This window comes from Rathayibacter sp. VKM Ac-2879 (genome assembly GCF_015351245.1).
Classification (GTDB): Bacteria; Actinomycetota; Actinomycetes; order Actinomycetales; family Microbacteriaceae; genus Rathayibacter.
The window spans coordinates 806,140-827,078 of record NZ_JADKSO010000001.1; the positions used below are offsets into that span (position 1 = coordinate 806,140).

The window sequence follows — 20,939 nt, forward strand, 5'->3', positions numbered from 1 at the left end:
GCCTGCTACGCGTGGCCCACGTCGCGGCGGTCTTCCTGGGATGAGCAGGCCGGAACCTGCCGCGTAGCGAGAGTTGCGCGTCGCGCCGGGCCGGCCATCGTTGTGACTCACCTGGTCGCGGCGGCCTACGAGAGGGAGCGTGCTTCTAGCGCCCTCAAGCAGCGCACGTTCGCCTCGAAGCGCGGGGCGGAGCTGTTCGCCTTGACGGTGGAGTCGGAGTTAGAGAGGCGTGAGTACCGAGCTTCTCGTAAAGAACTCGAAGACCGTCAAGGAACCGGCGCCTGCGTCGGGTCATCCGCGAGGACTTCGAGCGCGCCCCGACCATCCTCGTCCCTGCAGCACCCGGAGAGGATCGGTCATGCCTGTCCGTCGCGGAAGCGGCAGCGATCGCTCGCCGTCACCCCGAGACTGTTCGCGAAGCGCTTCAGACCGGCGCGCTGCACCGTCATGAGCTGCGCGTCCGCGGTCCGTCCGCCGGGGCTGTCTGGAAGCGCCTCATTTCCTTCAACCCCTGCGACGGGGTGAAGCTGCCTAAGAACCACGACGCCGGACAGTTCGCTCCGACCTTCCTCACCACGGCTCAGGTCGAAGCGCTCGCCGGGAAGCTCTCCGACTCGATGCCTTACGACCTGCTGATCCGCTTCGCCGCGTACACCGGCCTCCGGGCGGGCGAGCTAGCCGGGCTCCGTGTCCAGGACGTCGACCTCACTCGAGGCCACGTTCAGGTGCGGCAGACGATGCAGCACGTCGCCGGGGAGTGGGTAGCCGACAAGCCCAAGTCGAAGCGCTCGACCCGCGACGTTCCGCTCATGCACAGCAAATTGATTCGAGACCTCCGCCGGTACCTCCTACAGCACCCGCACTCCGGCCACCCTTCGGCGCTGTTCTGGCCGGGGCGAGCGGTCGGCGGGAAGCACGCGCCCGACTACTCGCGCGTGATGGACAACGCGAGCTTCCGTCGGAATTACTTCCGCCCGGCGCTCGCGGCCGCGAAGCTCCCGGACATGCGCGTTCACGACCTCCGCCATACCGCCGCCTCGCTGTGGCTCGCGGCGGGCTTTCAGCCGTACGAGGCTCGGGCACTCGAGCGTGACCAAGACGGAAACGATCTATGCCCACCTCCACGCCACCGATTACACAACGCACATCGCCAAGTTCGACGCCGTCGTGTCGCTGAACTAGAAAGGCGTGCGTTTCCTGGAGTATTCGTGCCTGGAAGACTACGAGACCGAAACTCCGATACGATCCCAGAAATTCGGATAGAAGCGCGAGAGTGGGGTCTCGGCATCGGCCTGTTCCTGTATGGCCTGACGACACTGTCGCGTGATTTCTGAGCGATACACATCGAGCTGAGGGACGAGCGTATAAATGCTAGTCATGTCGATCGTCACAGTCCGAAACTGACCGACGTCGAACGGGAGTGGGTCTCCCTTGCGAATCAATTGCACTATTGGTTTACGGGCAGCATGCCGAAGGGCGAGCTCATAAAATACGTTTGGGTTACCGAAAGATAGATCCGCGATCACGAGAGGTGATCGCACGAGGTGGTCGATCACCTGACCGGTAATCAAGCCCGGGGTGCTGATTCGATCCGCTCGAACGATTCTCAGGCCGAGAGACGTCAGAGCAGGCTCAATCAACGATCCCAGCATGAGATCGGCGTGAGCACGCTGTTCCGAATCTGGCTCCCCGATCGGCGTCACTAGGAAGCAAACGTTCGAGAGGTCGGAGCTGTCAGCGATAATGCGCGCTGGCGATGGCGATAGCAGGCGTGATGGCTGCGCCGCTTCAGAGACCGCGGAGCCCTCCGCGGTCGGTCCCCTGCCTGTTGATGGCTCGCTTGGAGTGAGGACATCGGAGGTTGCCGCGTCTGACGGGTCTTCGAGGAGAATCTCGAAGGTGAGCAGTCGCTCCGCCCCGGCATATGTCGTCAATAAACCGAGATCTCGAGCATTTGCTAGGAATGTTTCGACACACTCTTCGGCCGCTTGATCGGTGGCCAAGCTTTGTTCGATGACAAAGTCGCGGATTATATTCGCCGCGGGTATCCGATTGTTCTTGAACTGTTCGTAAATGGCATTGAACGGAGGGATGTCCGCTATGGCAAGTTGTAGCCGGGCGGCAAGTCGCGCCCGCCCCAGTGAGTCATCGCCCGAAGCAAGCTTGCCCTTTTCGGTGAGTTCGAGAAACTCGGAGGTGTAGCTACCGGTGGTCAGTCCGTAGGCGTTCGAGTTGGTAACTAGCTGCCGGCCCGCACCACTTTCCGGTGACCGCCCCAAGTGTTCGAATAGGGTCAGACGCCTGACTCGCTGCCCCGCCGCGAATTTCTGGACGGCTTCAGCGATCGGTAGGGCCTCGAGGAACGACACAGACGGGTAGGTGCGTACTACTCGCTTGCGCGGCTTCCGCGGTTCTGAGCCCGCGTCCGATTCTTCAGGCGTAGCTTCAGGCTCTGTGGTTCCAGCGTCATCTGAGTTTGCAACCTCATCTGACGCGCCGGTCTCCGTCGTACCTTGTCTTGCTTGTTCGGGAGAGGCATCAGCGGACCCCATGAGATCGGGAGTTTCTCCTGACGCGGCGTCACCCTCGATGGGAGTGCCTAGCGAGCTATCGTTCTCGGCCACGTGCGGCTACCTCTCGGATTGGTTAACCGAGTATGTCATGTGGCCGCCACGCTCGGCAGAACTCTTATGCCTGCCGTCGACCGCGGCCGCGAGAAGTGCGCGTGTTACGTCGGAAGCGCGGGTGAAGCACCTCGCGTTGCATTGCAGTGGTTGTCCTTGTCCACGGAGGGGTTTTGGAGGGGTTCTGGTTTTGACCGCTCTCGCCTCTGCCCCGTATTTCCGCCCCGTTACTGGTGGGCCCCGTCGGGCTCGAACCGACGACCCGCGGATTAAAAGTCCGCTGCTCTGCCAACTGAGCTAGAGGCCCGCGGCACCCAGGGTACCGCCCCGTGAAGCCGCCCCGGGCATACCCGCCCACCCGCACGCGTTACCCTCCTCGAACCTCCTCAGCACGCAAGCGCCCCGCCTGCGTGCGCCGACCGCGGAAGGCGGCCCCATGACAGACGGCTTCCACAAGCCGACCAAGTTCCCCTCCCACGTCTTCGAGGCGTTCCAGGGAGGCGAGGACCCCGCACAGATCACGCGCGTCGCCCACGAGACGGCTCTCGCGCTCCTCAGCCGGGTGCGCAACGATCCCGACCCCGTCGTCATCGACCGCTTGGTCGAGTACACCGACCACAACGGCATCGATGCGCTCGCCGAACTCTGGGCGCGGTCGAGTGCCGTCAGCCTGCCCGGCGCGCTCTGGCGCATCTACCTGCTGCGGCTCGTGATCCGTCAGGATCCCGACAGCACGAGCTTCCTCTATCAGCGCGGGGTGGAGCTTTCGGCGACGATCGATCCGGTCGTCGCGGGAGCGGTCACGCCGACCGGGCCGGCGGAGATCACCGAGCTGGCCGACCGCATCCTCCGCGGTGTCTTCGACGGCGACTTCGCCGTGGCACTCGATCGTGCGGCCGCGTTCTGCCGGGTGAGCGCCTCCGGTGCCGCCTCGCTGGCCGACGACGTCGAGCTGCTCGACGGTCCCCGGGCGAGCGAGCTCACGACCCGCGCTCTGCGGCTGTCCACGACGGCCGCCGAGCTGGGCAGCTGCGCGCGACTCTGGCGCAGCGACTCCCTCGAATAGCTGCCGCGTTCACCCACTGCGAACGCCCGCGAGGCACTTGTTAGACTGGTCCAGGCCGGATCGCAGTAACCCCGGGCTCCACTTATAGCCGCTTCGAGCGGCCTCGCGCCGAGAGGCGTTTCTGCGGTCCGGCCCCTTCTCTGCTCATCGTGGAGCCGGCCGCGGCCTGGTCCACTGCGCGGGGCGAGGGCCCAGTGACGGGTGGGGAGGCGCCGCCTCCTTCCCGGCAGAGTCACCGACAGACAGGCGACACCCCGGTATGAAGAAGCTCCGAGCCATCCGGGTCGGCTCACGCTGGTGGGCGGGAGCGGGCCTCTTGGTCGTCGCCGTGCTGTCGTTCCTCGCGGCCCCCGGTGTCGATGCCGTTCCGGGTGCGATGTTCGGAGCCGGTGCCGAGATCTCGCAGGGTGCGCTCTTGCGCGTGCTCGCCGTGCTCGACGTGATCGCGGGGGTATGGGTGCTCGTCCAGCCCCGGAGCTACCCCGGCCTCACGGCTGCTGCCGTCGCGGTCATCGCACTCTGGCTCGCCCCGCGGATGTCGGCCCCGGCGCTGCTCGACGTCGGCGGGTTCGCTCTCGACGTGCGCTTCGTGATCCTTCCGCTGCAGGTGACGGTCCTGCTGGCGGGCCTCGCCGTGACCGTGTTCTGGATGACCAGGAACCTGCGCGCCCGCACGGAAACGGGGGCCGAGCGATGAACGAGGACGTCACCGTCGACGCCGCGGCGCTGCTCGAGCGCATCGCGCAGGGCGACCAGGCCGCCTTCGCGGATCTCTACGATCTGGTCGCCTCCCGGGTCCTGGGACTCATCACGAGAGTTCTGGTCGACCGTGCACAGTCCGAGGAGGTGACCCAAGAGGTGTTCCTCGAGATCTGGCAAACCGCTGGACGCTTCGCTCCGAATAAAGGAAGCGCGACGACCTGGATCCTCACGATGGCACACCGCAGGGCCATCGATCGGGTACGAGCGGCTCAAGCGGGCCGCGACCGGGACGTACGCATCGGTATTCGAGACCTCGGCCGTGACTACGACCAGGTCGCCGAGCAGGCGGAGGTGTCTCTCGAACACGAGAAGGTCGCGGTCGCCCTGGGCCGCTTGACACAGTTGCAGCGGCAGGCGCTGCAACTGGCCTACTACGGCGGTTACTCGCACAGCGAGATCGCGGGCATTCTCCAGTGCCCCGTCGGTACCGTCAAGACGCGCCTGCGAGACGGAATGATCAGACTTCGAGAAGAGATGGGGGTGGCCCTGTGAACGACCTGCGACGCCCTGACGACAGGGACGACCCGCGAGACCTGGCAGCGGGTCATGCACTGGGCATCGTGACGCCCGACGAGCAAGCGCGTTACGAGCGGTTCCTCGCCGAGCATCCTGAGGCGCGTGCCGAGGCGGACGAGTTCACCGAGGTCGTCGAGGCGCTCGCTGCCGAGGCGGCGCCGGTTTCCCCCTCGCCCGGACTCAAGTCCGAGCTGTTGGCGCTCATCGCCAACACACCGCAGGTGACGCAGGAGCCGACGCGCGACGAGGGCCCTCCGCGGCTCCGCGCTGTCGAGCCGTCGACTCCCGAGGCGGCCCTGGAGGCGTCTCCGACGACCGCGGAGTCCCGGGCGCGCACGCGATGGTTCGCCCGGCCCGCCGTCTACGTGTCGGCCGCGGCCGTGGCCGCTGTCCTCATCGTCGGCGGGGTGACCCTCCCACCCCTGCTCTCGTCGGGCCCGGGCCAGACGCAGCAGCAGACGGCCCTGGAGCAGATCCGCAACGCCCCTGATGTGCAGGAGACGGTCGGCGTGATGGCGTCGGGAGGCTCCGCGACTTTGGTGTGGTCGAGCTCGCTCGGCCGCTCCGCGCTCGTCGTCGACGACATGGCCCCGCCGCCGGAGGGCAAGACCTATGAGCTCTGGTACATCGGCTCGTCAGGCCCCGTCGCCGCGGGCACGTTCGACGGAGGCGAGGGCCAGACGGTCGCGCCGCTCGAAGGCAGCCTCGCGCAGGGCGCGGTCGTGGCGGTCACCGTAGAGAACGCGGGCGGCTCGCCCACCCCGACGAGCGACCCCATCCTCGCCATCGCCACAGCCTGAGCCCACACCCTGGCACAGCAGAAGAGCCGCACTCCCGAAAGGGGTGCGGCTCTTCTGCGCTCAGGTCTGCGACGGCCGAGACGGTCGCCTCCCGATCAGCCGAAACGACCCGACACGTAGTCTTCGGTGGCCTGGACCGACGGCCGCGAGAACATGGTTGTGGTGTCGTCATACTCGATGAGCTTGCCCGGCTTGCCCGTGCCGGCGATGTTGAAGAAGGCGGTTCGGTCGGAGACCCGGGACGCCTGCTGCATGTTGTGGGTCACGATCACGATCGTGTACTCGTTCTTCAACTCCTCGATCAGGTCCTCGATCGCGAGCGTCGAGATCGGGTCGAGGGCCGAGCAAGGCTCGTCCATCAGCAGCACGTCGGGCGAGACCGCGATCGCGCGGGCAATGCACAGACGCTGCTGCTGACCACCCGAGAGGCCGGAGCCCGGCTTGTCGAGGCGGTCCTTCACCTCGTTCCAGAGGTTGGCGCCTTGGAGGGACCTCTCGACGAGAGCATCGGCATCGGACTTGGAGATGCGGCGGTTGTTGAGCTTCACGCCCGCGAGCACGTTGTCTCGGATCGACATCGTCGGGAACGGGTTGGGGCGCTGGAACACCATGCCCACCTGGCGGCGCACCTGCACCGGGTCGACGCCCGGCGCATAGAGGTTGTTGCCGTCGATGAGCACCTCACCCTCGACGTGAGCGCCCGGGATCACCTCGTGCATGCGGTTCAGGGTGCGGAGGAACGTCGACTTGCCGCAACCGGACGGACCGATGAACGCGGTGACCGTCCGCGGCTCGATGGCGAGCGAGACGCCCTCGACCGCGAGGAACTGGCTGTAGTAGACGTTGAGGTCGTTGACCTCGATGCGCTTGGACATTGCTTCCTTCGGGAGTGGCGGCCGGAGCCGAGGGGTGGGTGTCAGCGGCCGAGCTTGGGGGCGAAGAGCTTCGCGATGAGACGGGCGACCAGGTTGAGTGCCATCACGATGAGGATGAGGACCAGCGCGCCGGTCCACGCCCGGTTGAGGAACGCCTCGGCGTCCGGCCCCTGGTTGGCGTACTGCGTGTAGACGAAGACCGGGAGGGTCATCATGCGCTCGCTGAAGAGGTCGTAGTTCATCGAGGCGGTGAACCCGGCGACGATGAGCAGCGGCGCGGTCTCGCCGATCACGCGAGCGACGGCGAGTGTGATGCCCGTCGTGATGCCGGCGATGGAGGTCGGCAGCACGATCTTCACGATCGTGAGCCACTTGGGCACGCCCAGGGCGTAGGAGGCTTCGCGCAGCTCGTTCGGGACCAGCTTGAGCATTTCCTCCGACGAGCGTACGACGACGGGGATCATCAGCACGGCGAGGGCGATGGAGCCGGCGAAGCCCATGCGCACGCCCGGCCCGAAGACCAGGGCGAACAGCGCGTAGGCGAACAGGCCGGCGACGATCGAGGGGATGCCCGTCATGACGTCAACGAAGAAGGTGATGGCGCGGGCGAGGTGACCGCGGCCGTACTCGACGAGGTAGATCGAGGTGAGCAGTCCGATCGGCACCGAGATGAGGGCCGCCATCGCCGTGATCTCGAGTGTGCCGACGATCGCGTGCAGTGCTCCGCCTCCCGCGTCGATGACGTTGCGCATCGACGATCCGAAGAACAGGGGGTCGAAGCGTGCGAGTCCCTTCGAGACGACGGTCGACAGGAGCGAGATCAGCGGGAGCAGCGCGACGATGAACGCGGTCGCGACGAGCGAGGTGACCAGGCGGTCGACCGCCTTGCGGCCGCCCTCGACGAGGCGCGAGACCACGTAGATGGCGACATCGAAGAGGACGGTGCCCCAGAAGATCGCGCCGACGAGGCTGAAGTCGTTCATCATTCCCGCGACCTGCAGCACGAGGAAGACGAGGGCGAAGACGACCCAGCTGCCGACCAGCAGCATCCAGGCGGTGCCCTTGGGGAGCTTGCCGGTCTGCAGCGTGACGGGGACGACGGAGGTCGAGGTGGCGGCGGACATCAGTTGGCTCCCGAGAAGGCCTTGCGGCGGTTGACGATGACCCGCGCGATCGAGTTCACGATCAGCGTGATGACGAAGAGGATGAGGCCCGAGGCGATGAGCACGTTCACGCCGACGCCGCTTGCCTCCGGGAACTGCAGCGCGATGTTCGCCGCGATGGTGTTCGAGTTCTGCGAGGTCAGCAGGAGGAACGAGACGACGGTCGCGGGCGAGAGCACCATCGCGACGGCGAGGGTTTCGCCGAGTGCGCGGCCGAGGCCGAGCATGGCGGCGGAGACGATGCCCGGGGCGCCGAACGGCAGGACGGCCATGCGGATCATCTCCCAGCGGGTCGCGCCGAGCGCGAGTGCCGCCTCCTCGTGGAGTCGCGGAGCCTGGAGGAAGATCTCGCGGCAGACCGCCGTGATGATCGGGATGACCATCACGGCCAGGACGACGGAGGCGGTGAGGATCGTCTTGCCCGTTCCTGAGGCCTGGCCGCCGAAGAGCGGGAACCAGCCGACGTTCACGTTGAGGAAGAGGTAAAAGGGCTGCACGAGCGGGGCGAGCACGGTCGCTCCCCAGAGGCCGAAGACGACGGAGGGGACGGCGGCCAGGAGATCGACCACGTAGCCCAGCGCCATCGCGATGCGGCGCGGGGCGTAGTGCGAGATGAAGAGGGCGATCCCGATCGAGAGCGGGAGAGCGATGACCAGGGCGATGACGGCCGACCAGATGGTGCCGAACACGAGGGGGCCGACATAGGCCCAGAAGCTGGTGGCGCCTCCGGGGAGGCTCGCGGCCGGGGCGGAGAACGCCGGGATCGACTGCGCGACGAGGAAGATCGCGACCGCGGCCAGAACGAGGAGGATGAGGGAGCCGGCGGCGATGGTCGAGATCGAGAAGACACGATCTCCGACCCGCACCTTCGCCTTCGGGCGGACGACGGTCTCAGTTGCCATTCCAGGGGACTCTCTTCAGACGAGGGGTTCGGCGGTGCGCACAGGGGGAGGCTCATGCAGGATGCGAGCCCGGCACAGGCGGGGCCCGCCTCGCCTTCGTGCTGCGAGACGGGCCCTGCCGTGCGATTACTTGATCGTCTCGATCGCCGAGGCGACCTTCGTGGCGAGGTCGCTGCTCAGCGGGGCCGAGCCGGCCTGGGCGGCGGCGGCCTCCTGGCCGGCCTCGCTCGCGACGTACGAGGCGTACGCCTTGACGATCTCGCCCTTGCTGCTGTCGGCGTACTCCTGGCACACGATGAGGTAGCTCACCAGAACCATCGGCCATGCGTTGGCATCGGTGTCGGTGCGGTCGATCTTGATCGCGAGGTCGTTCGCCTCACGACCGTCGGCGACGGGGGAGGCGGCCACAACAGCCGCGGCACCCTCGGCCGAGATCTTCGAGAACGAGTCCCCGACCTTCAGCTGGGCCATGTTCATGCCCTTGGCGCCCGACTCGTCGGCGTAGCCGATCGTGTTGGTGCCGTTCTTGACCGCGTCGACGACACCGGAGGTGCCCTTCGCGCCGTCACCGCTCTGGTACGGGAAGGTCTGCGCGGCCGGCGCATCCCAGACGCTCTTGGCGTTGGCCGCGAGGTAGTCGGTGAAGTTCTGCGTCGTGCCGGAGTCGTCCGAGCGGTGCACCGAGGTGATGGGCGCGCTGGGGAGCGAGGCGTCGGGGTTCAGGGCCTTGATCTCGGGGGCGTCCCACGAGGTGATGGTGCCCTTGAAGATGCCCGCGATGGTGGCCGCGTCGAGCTTCAGGTCGGTCACGCCCTGCACATTGAAGATGACCGCGATGGGGGAGATGTACACCGGGAGGTCGATCGCCTTGGTGCCGGCGGCGCACGAGGCGAAGGTGCTCTGGAGCTCCTCCGTCTTGAGAGCGGAGTCGGAGCCGGCATAGTCGGCCGCGCCCGCGATGAAGTTGGTGCGGCCGGCGCCCGAGCCCTGCGGGTCGTAGTTGACCGTGACCTCGGGGTTCGCGGTCTGGAATGCCGCGGACCACGTGGTCTGCGCGGTGCCCTGGGCGGAGGAGCCGATTCCGGTGATGGTGCCGGAGAGCGTGGAAGCGGCGGAGGAGCCTGAGCTGCCACCCGCCGTCGGTGCCTCGTTGGCTGCGCACGAGGTCAGCGTGATCGCTGCGACGGCGGCGACGACGGCCGCCTGGCCGAGACGCGAGAATCTCACAAGTATCCCTTTCGGGTAGGAAAGCGTGGGAACAGAACGGGCCTGGTGCAGCCCGCGAGCGAGCGTACGGAGGGGTCGTGTCCGCCCGCGGTCCGCTCGGTGAACGGGCGGTGAACGGCCGGGCCGGGGGCTTGCCGAGACATCGCCGATGGTCGACGGGGCGGACCGCGGGCGAGCGGCTCAGGCCAGCGGCGAATGCGTCTCGATCGCGACGATCCCCGATCCCGGATGCCGGCTCGACAGGTGCACGACCGCGAAGCCACCCGTCGGCAGCGCCGCAGCCTCGTCAAGGTAGGAGCCGATCGGAGTCGCGGTGGCGAGTGCGATCTCGCGCAGGATCTCGGGGATCACCGGGCGGTGGCTGCACAGCACCGTGCTCTTGCGCGCGCGCACGCGCTTGCCGACGAGCGCACGCACGTCGGCCGTGCCGCGCTCGTGCGCCTCCTGGCTGATCGCTTCCGAGAGCCGCACGGGGCGCTTGAGCGCGGCGGAGAGGGGGGCGACGGTTGCGCGGCAGCGCTTCGCGGTGCTCGTGACGAGCCTTCGGGGGCGCCACGCGGCCACGGCGCGGCCGGCGGCCCCCGCCTCTGCCTCTCCGCGCTTGGTCAACCGGCGGGTCGAGTCGCGGCCGTCCCAGGAGGAGGCGGGCACCGCCTTCGCGTGCCGCAGCACGACGATCGCGAACGTCTCGAGCGCCCCGCGGGCCGCGATGCGGCTGAACTCCTCGACGATCGCGACGTCGTGCGGATACGTGAGGTAGCTCCTGGCGCGCTTGGGGGTGACCCACTCGAGCGCCTCGACCTCGCCGTTCGGGACGAAATCGGAGGCGAGCACCGCCTTCTCGGTCACGCGCGCGGCCCAGTAGTACACGGTCTTCGGGCGGCCGTTGGGCAGCGTGTACTCGGTCGAGCCGAGAGGCACGCCGAGCGCCACGGCGAGCCCTGTCTCCTCACGGATCTCGCGGACCGCGGTCTCGGGCAGCGACTCGCCCTGGTCGACCTTGCCCTTCGGCAGGCTGACGTCCCTTCGGTGCGGGCGATGGATGACGAGGATGTGCGGGCGGCCCTCGATCAGGCGCCAGCAGACGGCGCCTGCGGCGTAGACGGTTCCGGTCACGACGTCAGCGGACCGACGCCCGGTTGGCGGAGCGGGTCGCCGCGCGCTTGCGGTACGTGATGTGCTGCATGAGACGGTTCTGCAGGTCGGCGAGGGGAGCGCCGTCCTCGTCGAGGTGGTGGCGTGTCCAGTCGCCGTCCGGACCGAGCCACCAGGAGGCGGTGCGCTCGTCCATCGCGCGTTCGAACATGTCGTCGATCTCGCTGATGTGGGCGGGCTCGACGATCCGGACGAGCGCCTCGACGCGGCGGTCGAGGTTGCGGTGCATCATGTCGGCGCTGCCGATGAACACCTCCGGCTCGCCGCCGTTGACGAAGCTGAAGATCCGCGAGTGCTCCAGGTAGCGGCCCAGGATCGAGCGGACCCGGATGGTCTCGGAGAGTCCCTCCTGCCCGGGCTTCAGCCCGCAGATGCCGCGCACCCACACGTCGACCGGCACACCGGCCTGGCTCGCGCGATAGAGGGCGTCGATCACGGCCTCGTCGACGATCGAGTTGACTTTGATCCTGATGCCGGAGGGCCGACCCGCGCGGGCGTTCTCGGTCTCGGTCGCGATGCGCTTGAGCAGCCCCTTGCGCAGGTGGCGCGGGGCGACGAGGAGACGCTTGAACTTCTTCTCGATCGCGTAGCCGGAGAGCTCGTTGAAGAGTCGTGTGAGGTCTTTGCCCACTTCGGCGTCGGCGGTGAGCAGGCCCAGGTCTTCGTAGATGCGCGAGGTCTTCGGGTTGTAGTTGCCGGTGCCGATGTGCGAGTAGTGGCGCAGGACCCCGCCCTTCTCCTGACGGATCACGAGCGCGAGCTTGCAGTGGGTCTTGAGACCGACGAGCCCGTAGACGACGTGGACGCCGGCCTTCTCGAGCTTGCGCGCCCACGAGATGTTGGCCTGCTCGTCGAAGCGAGCCTTGATCTCGACGAGCGCGAGGACCTGCTTGCCCGACTCCGCGGCGTCGATGAGCGCCTCGACGATGGGGGAGTCACCCGAGGTGCGGTACAGGGTCTGCTTGATCGCGAGGACATCGGGATCGGCGGCGGCCTGCTCGAGGAACGACTGCACGCTGGTCGCGAAGGACTCGTAGGGGTGGTGCAGCAGCACGTCGCCACGAGAGACCGCTTTGAAGATGTCCTGACGCTGATTCGGCTCGCTCGGCGAGAGCTGCACGGCCGTCGTGGGCACGTGGTTGGGGTATTTGAGGTCGGGTCGGTCGATCTTCTGGAGGCTGAACAGTCCGCTCAGATCCAGCGGAGCGGGCAGCTTGTAGACCTCCTGTGCGGTGATGTCGAGCTCCCGCACCAGCAGGCCGAGCGTCTCCGCGTCCATGTCGTCGGTGACCTCGAGCCGGATGGGCGGCCCGAAGCGGCGACGCAGCAGCTCCTTCTCGAGCGCCTTGATGAGGTTCTCGGTCTCGTCCTCGTCGACCTCGACATCCTCGTTGCGGGTGACGCGGAACACGTGGTGATCGAGGATCTCCATGCCGGGGAAGAGGTCGCCCAGCTGGTTGGCGATGAGGTCTTCGAGCGAGATGAACCGCATCGGCTCTCCGGGAGCGGCGACACCGGCGATGCGCACGAAGCGAGGGAGCATCTGCGGCACCTTGAGGCGCGCGAACTCGACCTTCTGGGTCTTCGGGTTGCGCACGCGCACCGAGAGGTTGAGCGAGAGGCCAGAGATGTAGGGGAACGGGTGAGCGGGGTCGACGGCGAGCGGCATCAGCACGGGGAACACTTGCGCCGAGAAGTAGTCGTCGAGCACCGTCCGCTCGGCGTCGCTCAGCTCGTCCCAGCGGACGAGGTCGATGCCTCCCTCGCGCAGTGCGGGTTCGACCAGCTCGCGGAAGGCGCGCGAGTGCCGCTGCTGCAAGAGGTGCGCCTTCTCGGAGATGTCGGTGAGGACGTCGACGGGCACTCGGCCGATGTTCGTCGGCAGCGCGAGGCCGGTGAGGATGCGGCGCTTGAGTCCCGCGACCCGCACCATGAAGAACTCGTCGAGGTTGGACGAGAAGATCGCGAGGAAGTTGGCCCGCTCGAGCGCAGGCACCAGCGGATCCTCGGCCAGCTCGAGCACGCGCTGGTTGAAGGCGAGCCAGCTCAGCTCGCGGTCGAGGTAGCGGTTGTCGGGCAGGAGCGGGTCGGAGTGCTCTTCGTCGTCGTCGAAGTCGTCATCGAGGTCATCGCTCAGGCCGTCTTCGAGAAGCAGGTTGTCGCCGTCCATGCGACCATCCTGGCACCGTCGTCGCGTGCCCCGCGCCGTCCTCGGTGAATGCGGGATGAACCGGCCCTGTGGAGGAGGCTCGCCCGAGGCACGGCCCGCAAGTCTCCTCGGCGGGTCCGTGCTCAGCGTACCGAGGGCGCGCGCTGCAGATACTGCACGTCGGCGGAGGCGTCGACGAAGCCGAGCGAGCGATACAGCCGTACCGCCGCACGGTTCTCGGCCTCGACGTAGAGGTCGGCCGCCGTGCAGCCGCGGTCGAGCATGCGCGCGAGCCCCACGGTGAGTAGGGCGCGGCCGAGACCTCGGCCCGCCGCCTCCGGAGCGACGCCCAGCACGTAGATCTCTCCCGTGGTCGCGCCCGGCTCGATCTTGAGCCAGTCGTAGCCGACGAGCGTGCCTCGCGCGTCGCGCACCAGGAGGAAGTCGCCCTCGTCGAACCAGGGCTCGGTCTGCCGTGCCGCGAGATCCGCTTCCGTCATCCGGCCCTGCTCGGGATGGGCGGCGAAGATCCGGGCGTTCAGCGCCACCCACTCGGCCGCGTCGAGGCCGCGCGCGTCGGTGAGCGTGAAGCCGTCGGGCACGAGCGGCTCGACGGGCATCAGAGGGTCGAGCGCCAGGCGCAGGAGCGTGCGCACGGGAGAGAAGCCGTGCGAGGCGGCGAGGGAGCGGGCCGCCGGGTGGTCGCCGTGCGACCACGCGAGGAGCCCTGTCCGGCCGCTCGCGAGGACCTGCTCGAGCGCCGCCCTGCCGAACCCGACTCCGCGCCACTCCGGGTCCACGACGAACTCGAGCTCGCCCTGCCCGAGGACGGCCGCGGCGACGACGACATCAGCGCGCAGCCCGACGAGAAGGGTGCGCGAGCCGGTTCGAGCCTCGACGAGCGTCTGATCGCTGAACGGCGGCTGCCCGTCGAACCAGGAGGCGCGCCCGATCAGATGGTCGAGACCGGCCGAGACCGTCGGATCGGCGAGATCCTCAACGGACAGGTTGAGAGACTCGCTCATTGTCTTCTTCGTACACGTTGAAGCGGTAGCCGACGTTGCGCACGGTGCCGATGAGCGACTCCAGGTCGCCCAGCTTCGCGCGCAGGCGGCGCACGTGCACGTCGACGGTGCGCGTGCCTCCGAAGTAGTCGTACCCCCACACCTCGCTGAGCAGCTGCTCACGTGTGAAGACGCGGGAGGGGTGGGTGGCGAAGAAGCGCAGGAGCTCGAACTCCTTGAACGTGAGGTCGAGTGGCCGGCCGTGCACCTTCGCGGAGTAGCTGGCCTCGTCGATCACGACGCCCGAGGCCTGGATGCGTGACGTCGACTGCTCCTGGGCGAGGCGCCCGATCACGAGGCGGATGCGGGCGTCGACCTCGGCGGGGCCTGCGGAGTCGAGGATCACGTCGTTCACGCCCCAATCGGCCGACACGGCCGTGAGCCCGCCCTCGGTGAGGATCAGGATGAGGGGGACGTTGATCCCGGTCGTCGTGAGGATCTTGCACAGCGACTTGGCGCTCGCGAGGTCTTGGCGGGCGTCGACGAGGATCACATCGCAACTCGGGGCGTTCACGAGCTGCGCTGGCTCGGCGGGGATCTGCCGGGTGCGGTGGCTGAGGAGCCCCAGAGCGGGGAGCACCTCGGTGCCTCCCGCCGAGGTCAGTATCAACAACTGCGCCACGGATCCTCCAGAAGTGGTCTGACGGCAATACTAGCGGCGGCGGGCGGGGGTGGATCGTTTCGAGTCGGCGAACGACCGGCGCAGGGCGGCCCCGATCGGGACGGTCTGAGGCACAATTGGCGGATGAGCAGGGATCGTGTGGGCATCGGAGTCGTCTGGGCGCTCGCTCTCGCCGGATCCCTCGTCACCCTCGCCGTGGCCTCCGACGGCTCGCAGCAGCTCTGGCTCGGTCTCACCTTCGGCGGATGCGTCCTCGCGACGTTCGCGGTGCAGCTCGCCGTCGCCCGGGCCGACGGCTACCTCGTGCGCACGATGACGAGCGTGGTCGGGGCCATGGTGATCGTGGCCGCGTCCAGCGGCATCGCCGCGCTCCTGGCCTCGTGATCCTCGGCCCCGCCTCCGTGTCGCTGCCGCCGCATAGGATGGGCGCATGAATCTCCTCGCCCTCGAACTCTTCTATCTCGGACTGCTCGGGCTCGCGTCGCTCGCGATCGCGTGGGTGTCCGGCGTCGTCGTCTACAAGCTCTACCGCGGTCAGCGCTAATCGCCGCTCCGCAGCCGTTGTGATCACTCTGCCGTCGGGCCTGCCTCCCGAGCTCGTGCCGCTCTCGTGGCTGCTCGGCGTCTGGGAGGGGTCGGGCGTCATCGACTACGCCGTGGGCGAGCGGTCGGTGCAGGCCGAGTTCGGTCACCGGATCAGCTTCAGCTACGACGGCCTGCCCTACCTCAACTACAGCTCCTACACCTGGCTCATCGAGGACGACGGCGAAGCCGGCCATCGGCCGCTCGTGAGTGAGACAGGCTATTGGCGCCTCAGCCGCGCGCTCACCGATGCCGATGCCGGCCCGGCGATGTTGCCGGGGCGCGGGGCTCCCGCTTTTCCCGACGCCGAGTCGGTCGAGACGCTGCGCACGTCCGCCGGCGGGTTCGACATCGAGGTCTCGCTCGTCCACCCCGATGGCGTGAGCGAGCTCTACCTCGGCCAGGTCAAGGGCCCGCGGATCGATCTCGCAACCGACGCCGTCATGCGCACCGCCGCCGCGAAGGAGTACGCCGCGGCCACGCGGCTCTATGGTCTCGTCGACGACCATCTGCTCTGGGCGTGGGACATCGCGGCCCTGGGCCAGAGCCTGCGCACCCACGCCTCCGGAAGGCTCGCCCGTGTCGACTGACTCCGCCTCGCCACCGTTCGAGGCCTCGCCGCTTCTCGGAGTCCCGGGCGCCGTCGCGACGCCGAGCCTCGCCGAACCCGGCGTCCCCGCCCACTACGGCGAGCCCTTCCGCGAGCAGCGGGCACTCGCCGCGGGCACCGCCATCGTCGACCTCTCGGGCCGCGGAGTCGTCACCGTCACCGGTCCCGATCGCCTTACCTGGCTCGACTCCCTGACGAGCCAATCGCTCGCACGGCTCGCGCCTGGAGCCTCCGCCGAGACCCTCCTGCTCGACCCCACCGGGCGCATCGAGCATCTCCTCCGCGTCGTCGACGACGGAGAGACCACCTGGCTCCTCCTTGATCGCGACGAGACCGCGGCACTGGCCGCCTGGCTCGACAGGATGCGGTTCCTCCTCCGCGTCGAGGTGGCCGAGCGGACCGCCGAGTTCGCGACGCTCGGGAGCCTGGGCGACGGGCCCGCCTCCGCGCTCGCTCTCGTCGAGGCGGCGGTCGCTTGGCGCGACCCCTGGGCCGAGGTCCAGCCGGGCGGCTGGCAGTACGCCGCCGTCGAGCGGCACCCTTCCGCCGCCTGGAAGTACCGCGAGACGCTCGTGCCTCGCTCGGCGCTCGCGGGACTCGCCGCTCGGGCGCGCTCGGCCGGAGTCTCCCTCGCCGGCGCCGATGCGCTCGAGGCTCTGCGGATCGCCGCCTGGCGTCCCCGGCACGCGACCGAGGTCGACGAGCGCTCCCTCCCGCACGAGCTCGATCTGCTGCGGTCGAGCGTGCACCTGGCCAAGGGGTGCTATCGCGGACAAGAGACGGTCGCGAAGGTGCACAACCTCGGCCACCCGCCGCGTCGACTCGTCCTGTTGCAGCTCGACGGCTCCGACTCGGTGTTGCCGGGTCACGGCGACGTCGTCACCGCGCTCAAGGGAGGCGAGCCGATCGAGGTCGGCGCCGTCACCGCCGCAGCGTGGCATTGGGAGGACGGTCCGATCGCCCTCGCCGTCATCAAGCGAACCGTGCCCATCGACCTCGTGCTCACGGTCGTCGTGGGCGACTCCGTCGTCGCCGCGGCGCAGGAGGTCGTGGTTCCGCCCGGAGCCGGAGCGGAGGCGGGCGTGCCCCGCCTGCCCCGTCTCGGGACACCGAGCAGATAGGCCACGCCGTGGTGGCCGCAGGATCCGCGCGACGGGGACGGGCGGCTGCCGAGCGGCTCCGCGTCCTCGCTCGAGCGACTGAGCTGCATCCCGGCCGGGGTCTCGCCCGCGCCGCGTCCTCGCTGCCCGCGGTGGTGCAGATCGTGCTCGCCGCCGTGCTGGCCTACTCCGTGGCGCACTTCGGTCTCGGACACCCCGCGCCGGTGCTCGCGCTCACGGTGACGCTCTCGAGCCTCGGCATCGCTCGCGACACCCGTCCCAAGCAGGTCGCCGAGACCGCCGTCGGGATGCTCGTCGGCATCACCATCAGTGAGGTGCTGCTCCTGGTGTGGGGGAGTGGTGTCTGGCAGTTGGCGGTCGTGCTCGCGGTCGTGTTCACGCTGGGTCGGGCGCTCTCGCCCTCGCCCGGCTTCGCGGTTGCCGCGGGGACGCAGGCGATGCTGGTAATGGTGTTGCCCGCACCCGACGGCGGCGTCTTCACGCGCAGTGTGGACGGGCTGATCGGCGGGCTCGCAGCCCTGCTCTGTACGGCGATCGTGCCCCGGCCACCCCTGCGGACCGCTCGCGCGGAGGCGTATCGCCTGGTCTCGGCGCTGAGCCGCACCGTCGAGGAACTCGCCGATGCGCTCCGTCGAGGGGACTCCTCCGCCTCCTCGGCCGCGTTGGAGCGGATCCGTGGGACCCAGCCCGTGATCGACGGCTGGTCAGCGGCCCTCGACTCTGCCAGAGGTGTCGCCCGTATCTCTCCGTTCGTCCGCCGTCATCGCGGCGAACTCGACCGGCAGAGCGCCATGCTGGCCGCTCTGGATCTTGCGACCCGCAACGTGCGGATCGTCGCGCGTCGCACGGACTTCCTCGTGCGCGATTCGGTCCCCCGTCCCGCGCTCGGAGGAGCGATCGCGGCCCTCGGCCCGGGAATCGCCCTCCTCGGCCGAGCGGTCGTCGATCCGTCGATGCTTGCCCTCGCGCGGCAGGATCTGGTGCTCCTCGCGACGACGCTCGACCCACAGCAGCTGATCCCCGAGGCGCGGCTCGCCGAGAAGACCCTCCTCGTCCTCCTCCGCCCCTTGGTCGTCGACCTGCTGACGGCGACGGGCGTGAGCCCCGCGGAGGCGCGCGCCGCGCTGCCCGTGCTCGCCTAGAGCGTCCGGGCGTGCCGGCCTCGCATCCACGTTCCCGGGGGACGTGCCTAGTGGGGCGGCGCGACAGCCTCCCACGCCACGGTGACCTCGCCGAGCCGCCACCGTGCCGGCCCGCCCACGATCGGCCACTCTGACCGGAGTGCGCGCACGGCGGCGATCCAGCGCTGTGTCGGCCCGTAGACCGCGAGTGGAGCGTTCGACGCCCACGCCCGCTCGAGCGCGACGAGGAACGCGTGGACTCGTTCACCGGGGACGTTGCGATGGATTAACGCCTTCGGCAGACGCTCGGCCGCGATCGTCGGGGAGGGAATCGCGCCGAGGCGAAGCGACAGGGTGAGCGAGCGAGGTCCCTCGCGCCCCACCTCGATCCACGTGCAGATGCGGCCGATCTCGTCGCAGGTGCCCTCGACGAGCACGCCGTCCGGCTGGAGGCGCTCGGTCATCGTGGCCCACGCTCCCGCGACGGCCGCCTCCTCGTACTGGCGGAGCACGTTGAAAGCCCGGATGACGCTCGCGCGTCGGCCGTCGGGCAGAGGCACCTCGAAGCCGCCTCTCTCGAAGCGCACACGGGCATCCCGAGGAAAGGGCGTTCCTCCCTCGCGGACTCGCTCGAGCTGCCGCCGCGCCGTCTCGACTCGCTCGGGCTCGATCTCGAGCCCGAGCACCTCGACGTCCGGCGCCACACGCACGAGTCGGCGCTGCAACTCCAGCGTGGTGACGGCACTCGCTCCGAAACCCAGATCGACGACCAACGGAGCCGGCGTCGTACGCATCACAGGCAGTTCGGCCAGTCGGCGATCGACCCGTCGGAGGCGGTTCGTGCCCGTCGTCCCGCGGGTCACGGCTCCGATGGGCATGGGCTCCAGCGTAACGGCGGGCCGGGGCGCTCCTCCCATAAGGTGGACGCATGTCCGAGACCTACACTCTCATCCTCGTGCGCCACGGCAACAGCGAGTGGAACCAGAAGAACCTCTTCACCGGCTGGGTCGATGTGCGGCTCTCCGAGCAGGGTGTCGCCGAGGCGACCCGCGCCGGCGAGCTGCTGACCGAGGCCGGCCTGCAGCCCGATGTCGTCTACACCTCCCGACAGACCCGCGCGATCCAGACCGCGAACATCGCGCTCGACGTCGCGGACCGTCTCTGGATCGACGTGAAGCGATCGTGGCGCCTCAACGAACGCCACTACGGCGCGCTGCAGGGCAAGGACAAGGCGCAGACTCTCGCCGAGTACGGCCCCGAGCAGTTCCAGACCTGGCGCCGCTCGTTCGACGTGCCGCCGCCCCCGCTCGACGACGACGACCAGTACTCGCAGGCGCACGACGAGCGCTACGCCGACCTGGGCGACGCCCTTCCGCGCACGGAGTCGCTCAAGCTCGTCATCGAGCGGATGCTGCCCTACTGGGAGTCCGACATCAAGCCGGACCTCGTGTCGGGCAAGACCGTCATGATCGCGGCGCACGGCAACTCGCTCCGCGCGCTGGTCAAGACGCTCGACGGCATCTCCGACGCGGACATCGCCGAGCTGAACATCCCCACCGGCATTCCGCTCGTCTACACCCTCGACGAGAACTTCCGGCCGGTCTGCCAGGCCCGTTACCTCGACCCGGAGGCGGCTGCCGCCGGGGCCGCGGCCGTCGCCGCCCAGGGTGCCAAGAAGTAGCGCCCGCCCCGCGTCCCTCCGGTAGCGCCTTCCGTTCGGCCCGTCACAACCCCGGTTGCGACGGGCCGAACGTTTCACCTTCGACGCTCGGCTGACGCCCGCCCCACTCCCCGAGGTCCGCTCCCGCAGCCCGCCGGTCGATGCCGCGTCAGCGCGACCGTCGGCGGCTCAGCCCCAGTCGCCCGAGATGAGGTACTGGACCTTCTTGGCGATCGAGACCGCGTGGTCGGCGAAGCGCTCGTGGTAGCGGCTGGCGAGGGTCGCGTCGACGGTGTCGACGGCCTGGCCCTTCCACGCCTCGCTCAGCACCTTGTCGAAGACGCTCACGTGCAGCTCGTCGATCTTGTCGTCCTCGTCGCGGATCTCCTCGGCGATGCGGGGATCCTGCGTACGGAGCAGCTCGGTGAGCTTACGGGCGACGACCACATCGAGGCGCCCCATCTCGACGAACGTCGGCCGGAGGCTCTTCGGGACGACCTTGTCGGGGAAGCGGTAGCGCGAGAGCTGTGCGATGTGCTCGGCGATGTCGCCCATCCGCTCGAGCGATGCGCTGATGCGCAGCGCCGAGACCACGGTGCGCAGGTCTCTCGCTACCGGCCCCTGGCGGGCGAGGATGTCGATCGCGAGCTCGTCGAGGCTGACCGCGAGCTCATCGATGCGCGCGTCGTTGGCGATGACCTCTTCGGCGAGGGCCACATCGGAGTGGTTGAAGGCTTGTGTCGCCTTCTCGATAGCCGTCTCGACGAGTCCGGAGATCTCGACGAGCCGGTCCTGGACCTCGGCCAGCTCCTGCTGGAATACTTCGCGCATCTTGATCGACCCTCTCTGCGGCAGACGCGGTCGACGCTGCCGAGTAGGCGGCACACACCACGCGCACCGCCGCGACTGCACTCCGTCGG

At 68.7% G+C, this 20,939-nt stretch carries 20 protein-coding genes, 1 tRNA gene and 1 pseudogene; 10 read left to right on the forward strand and 12 right to left on the reverse strand.

What is annotated here, in order from left to right; genetic code table 11:
- Window positions 1–521 precede the first annotated feature (521 nt).
- Window positions 522–1,049: pseudogene (locus tag ITJ45_RS14410) on the forward strand (site-specific integrase); the annotation flags it as partial.
- 171 nt (window positions 1,050–1,220) lie between these two features.
- Here the strand turns inward: ITJ45_RS14410 and ITJ45_RS03970 are convergent.
- Window positions 1,221–2,624, reverse strand: a complete 1,404-nt coding sequence (locus tag ITJ45_RS03970; protein WP_194607498.1) for a hypothetical protein — start codon at window positions 2,622–2,624, stop codon at window positions 1,221–1,223.
- A 231-nt stretch (window positions 2,625–2,855) separates the two neighbouring features.
- Window positions 2,856–2,931 (reverse strand) — tRNA-Lys (locus ITJ45_RS03975).
- Between the two features lie 129 nt (window positions 2,932–3,060).
- Between ITJ45_RS03975 and ITJ45_RS03980 the strand changes: the two genes are divergently transcribed.
- The 4 genes from ITJ45_RS03980 to ITJ45_RS03995 all read left to right on the forward strand — a co-directional run bounded on the left by ITJ45_RS03980 (window position 3,061) and on the right by ITJ45_RS03995 (window position 5,768).
- Window positions 3,061–3,690 (forward strand): DNA-directed RNA polymerase subunit beta, encoded by a 630-nt coding sequence (locus ITJ45_RS03980; protein WP_194607499.1) that lies wholly within the window; start codon window positions 3,061–3,063, stop codon window positions 3,688–3,690.
- 259 nt (window positions 3,691–3,949) lie between these two features.
- Window positions 3,950–4,387, forward strand: coding sequence for a hypothetical protein (locus ITJ45_RS03985; protein WP_194607500.1), 438 nt, complete (start codon window positions 3,950–3,952; stop codon window positions 4,385–4,387).
- Entirely contained in the window at window positions 4,384–4,944 is a 561-nt protein-coding gene (gene sigK / locus ITJ45_RS03990) for an ECF RNA polymerase sigma factor SigK (RefSeq protein ID WP_194607501.1), read from the forward strand. Before ITJ45_RS03985 ends, sigK begins: the two co-directional genes overlap by 4 nt.
- Window positions 4,945–5,012: 68 nt before the next feature.
- Window positions 5,013–5,768 (forward strand): anti-sigma factor domain-containing protein, encoded by a 756-nt coding sequence (locus tag ITJ45_RS03995; RefSeq protein WP_194630387.1) that lies wholly within the window; start codon window positions 5,013–5,015, stop codon window positions 5,766–5,768.
- Window positions 5,769–5,863: 95 nt separating this feature from the next.
- Here ITJ45_RS03995 and pstB read toward each other — a convergent pair whose 3' ends face one another.
- The 8 genes from pstB to ITJ45_RS04035 form a co-directional block, all read right to left on the reverse strand.
- Window positions 5,864–6,643 (reverse strand): phosphate ABC transporter ATP-binding protein PstB, encoded by a 780-nt coding sequence (gene pstB, locus ITJ45_RS04000; protein ID WP_194607503.1) that lies wholly within the window; start codon window positions 6,641–6,643, stop codon window positions 5,864–5,866.
- A gap of 41 nt (window positions 6,644–6,684) precedes the next feature.
- Complete coding sequence (gene pstA, locus ITJ45_RS04005) at window positions 6,685–7,767, reverse strand: phosphate ABC transporter permease PstA (RefSeq protein WP_194607504.1); 1,083 nt, start codon at window positions 7,765–7,767, stop codon at window positions 6,685–6,687.
- Window positions 7,767–8,708, reverse strand: a complete 942-nt coding sequence (pstC, locus tag ITJ45_RS04010; protein ID WP_194607505.1) for a phosphate ABC transporter permease subunit PstC — start codon at window positions 8,706–8,708, stop codon at window positions 7,767–7,769. Before pstC ends, pstA begins: the two co-directional genes overlap by 1 nt.
- A 126-nt stretch (window positions 8,709–8,834) precedes the next feature.
- On the reverse strand, window positions 8,835–9,935 hold the full coding sequence (gene pstS, locus ITJ45_RS04015; RefSeq protein ID WP_194607506.1) for a phosphate ABC transporter substrate-binding protein PstS: 1,101 nt from the start codon (window positions 9,933–9,935) through the stop codon (window positions 8,835–8,837).
- Between the two features lie 180 nt (window positions 9,936–10,115).
- The gene (locus tag ITJ45_RS14300; protein WP_194607507.1) at window positions 10,116–11,051 is read right to left on the reverse strand and encodes an NUDIX hydrolase; all 936 of its coding nucleotides are present in this window, start codon (window positions 11,049–11,051) and stop codon (window positions 10,116–10,118) included.
- Between the two features lie 4 nt (window positions 11,052–11,055).
- Window positions 11,056–13,260 (reverse strand): RNA degradosome polyphosphate kinase, encoded by a 2,205-nt coding sequence (locus tag ITJ45_RS04025; RefSeq protein WP_194607508.1) that lies wholly within the window; start codon window positions 13,258–13,260, stop codon window positions 11,056–11,058.
- 122 nt (window positions 13,261–13,382) lie between these two features.
- Window positions 13,383–14,264, reverse strand: a complete 882-nt coding sequence (gene mshD / locus ITJ45_RS04030) for a mycothiol synthase (protein ID WP_194607509.1) — start codon at window positions 14,262–14,264, stop codon at window positions 13,383–13,385.
- A complete protein-coding gene (locus ITJ45_RS04035; RefSeq protein ID WP_194607510.1) occupies window positions 14,236–14,925 on the reverse strand; it encodes a winged helix-turn-helix domain-containing protein in 690 nt (229 codons plus the stop codon). Before ITJ45_RS04035 ends, mshD begins: the two co-directional genes overlap by 29 nt.
- Before the next feature lie 123 nt (window positions 14,926–15,048).
- Between ITJ45_RS04035 and ITJ45_RS04040 the strand changes: the two genes are divergently transcribed.
- From ITJ45_RS04040 to ITJ45_RS04055, 4 genes are all read left to right on the forward strand, one after another.
- Window positions 15,049–15,309, forward strand: a complete 261-nt coding sequence (locus tag ITJ45_RS04040) for a hypothetical protein (RefSeq protein ID WP_194607511.1) — start codon at window positions 15,049–15,051, stop codon at window positions 15,307–15,309.
- A 179-nt stretch (window positions 15,310–15,488) separates the two neighbouring features.
- A complete protein-coding gene (locus tag ITJ45_RS04045) occupies window positions 15,489–16,097 on the forward strand; it encodes an FABP family protein (RefSeq protein WP_194607512.1) in 609 nt (202 codons plus the stop codon).
- Window positions 16,087–17,238, forward strand: a complete 1,152-nt coding sequence (locus tag ITJ45_RS04050; RefSeq protein WP_323742846.1) for a folate-binding protein — start codon at window positions 16,087–16,089, stop codon at window positions 17,236–17,238. Before ITJ45_RS04045 ends, ITJ45_RS04050 begins: the two co-directional genes overlap by 11 nt.
- Before the next feature lie 11 nt (window positions 17,239–17,249).
- Window positions 17,250–18,380, forward strand: a complete 1,131-nt coding sequence (locus ITJ45_RS04055; RefSeq protein ID WP_194607514.1) for an FUSC family protein — start codon at window positions 17,250–17,252, stop codon at window positions 18,378–18,380.
- A gap of 47 nt (window positions 18,381–18,427) precedes the next feature.
- On the opposite strand, the gene ITJ45_RS04060 is transcribed toward ITJ45_RS04055, so the two are convergent.
- Complete coding sequence (locus ITJ45_RS04060) at window positions 18,428–19,237, reverse strand: class I SAM-dependent methyltransferase (RefSeq protein ID WP_194607515.1); 810 nt, start codon at window positions 19,235–19,237, stop codon at window positions 18,428–18,430.
- Window positions 19,238–19,287: 50 nt separating this feature from the next.
- Here ITJ45_RS04060 and ITJ45_RS04065 point away from each other — a divergent pair, with 50 nt between their 5' ends.
- Complete coding sequence (locus ITJ45_RS04065) at window positions 19,288–20,040, forward strand: phosphoglyceromutase (protein ID WP_194607516.1); 753 nt, start codon at window positions 19,288–19,290, stop codon at window positions 20,038–20,040.
- 168 nt (window positions 20,041–20,208) lie between these two features.
- Here ITJ45_RS04065 and phoU read toward each other — a convergent pair whose 3' ends face one another.
- On the reverse strand, window positions 20,209–20,850 hold the full coding sequence (gene phoU, locus ITJ45_RS04070) for a phosphate signaling complex protein PhoU (RefSeq protein WP_194607517.1): 642 nt from the start codon (window positions 20,848–20,850) through the stop codon (window positions 20,209–20,211).
- Between the last annotated feature and the right edge of the window lie 89 nt (window positions 20,851–20,939).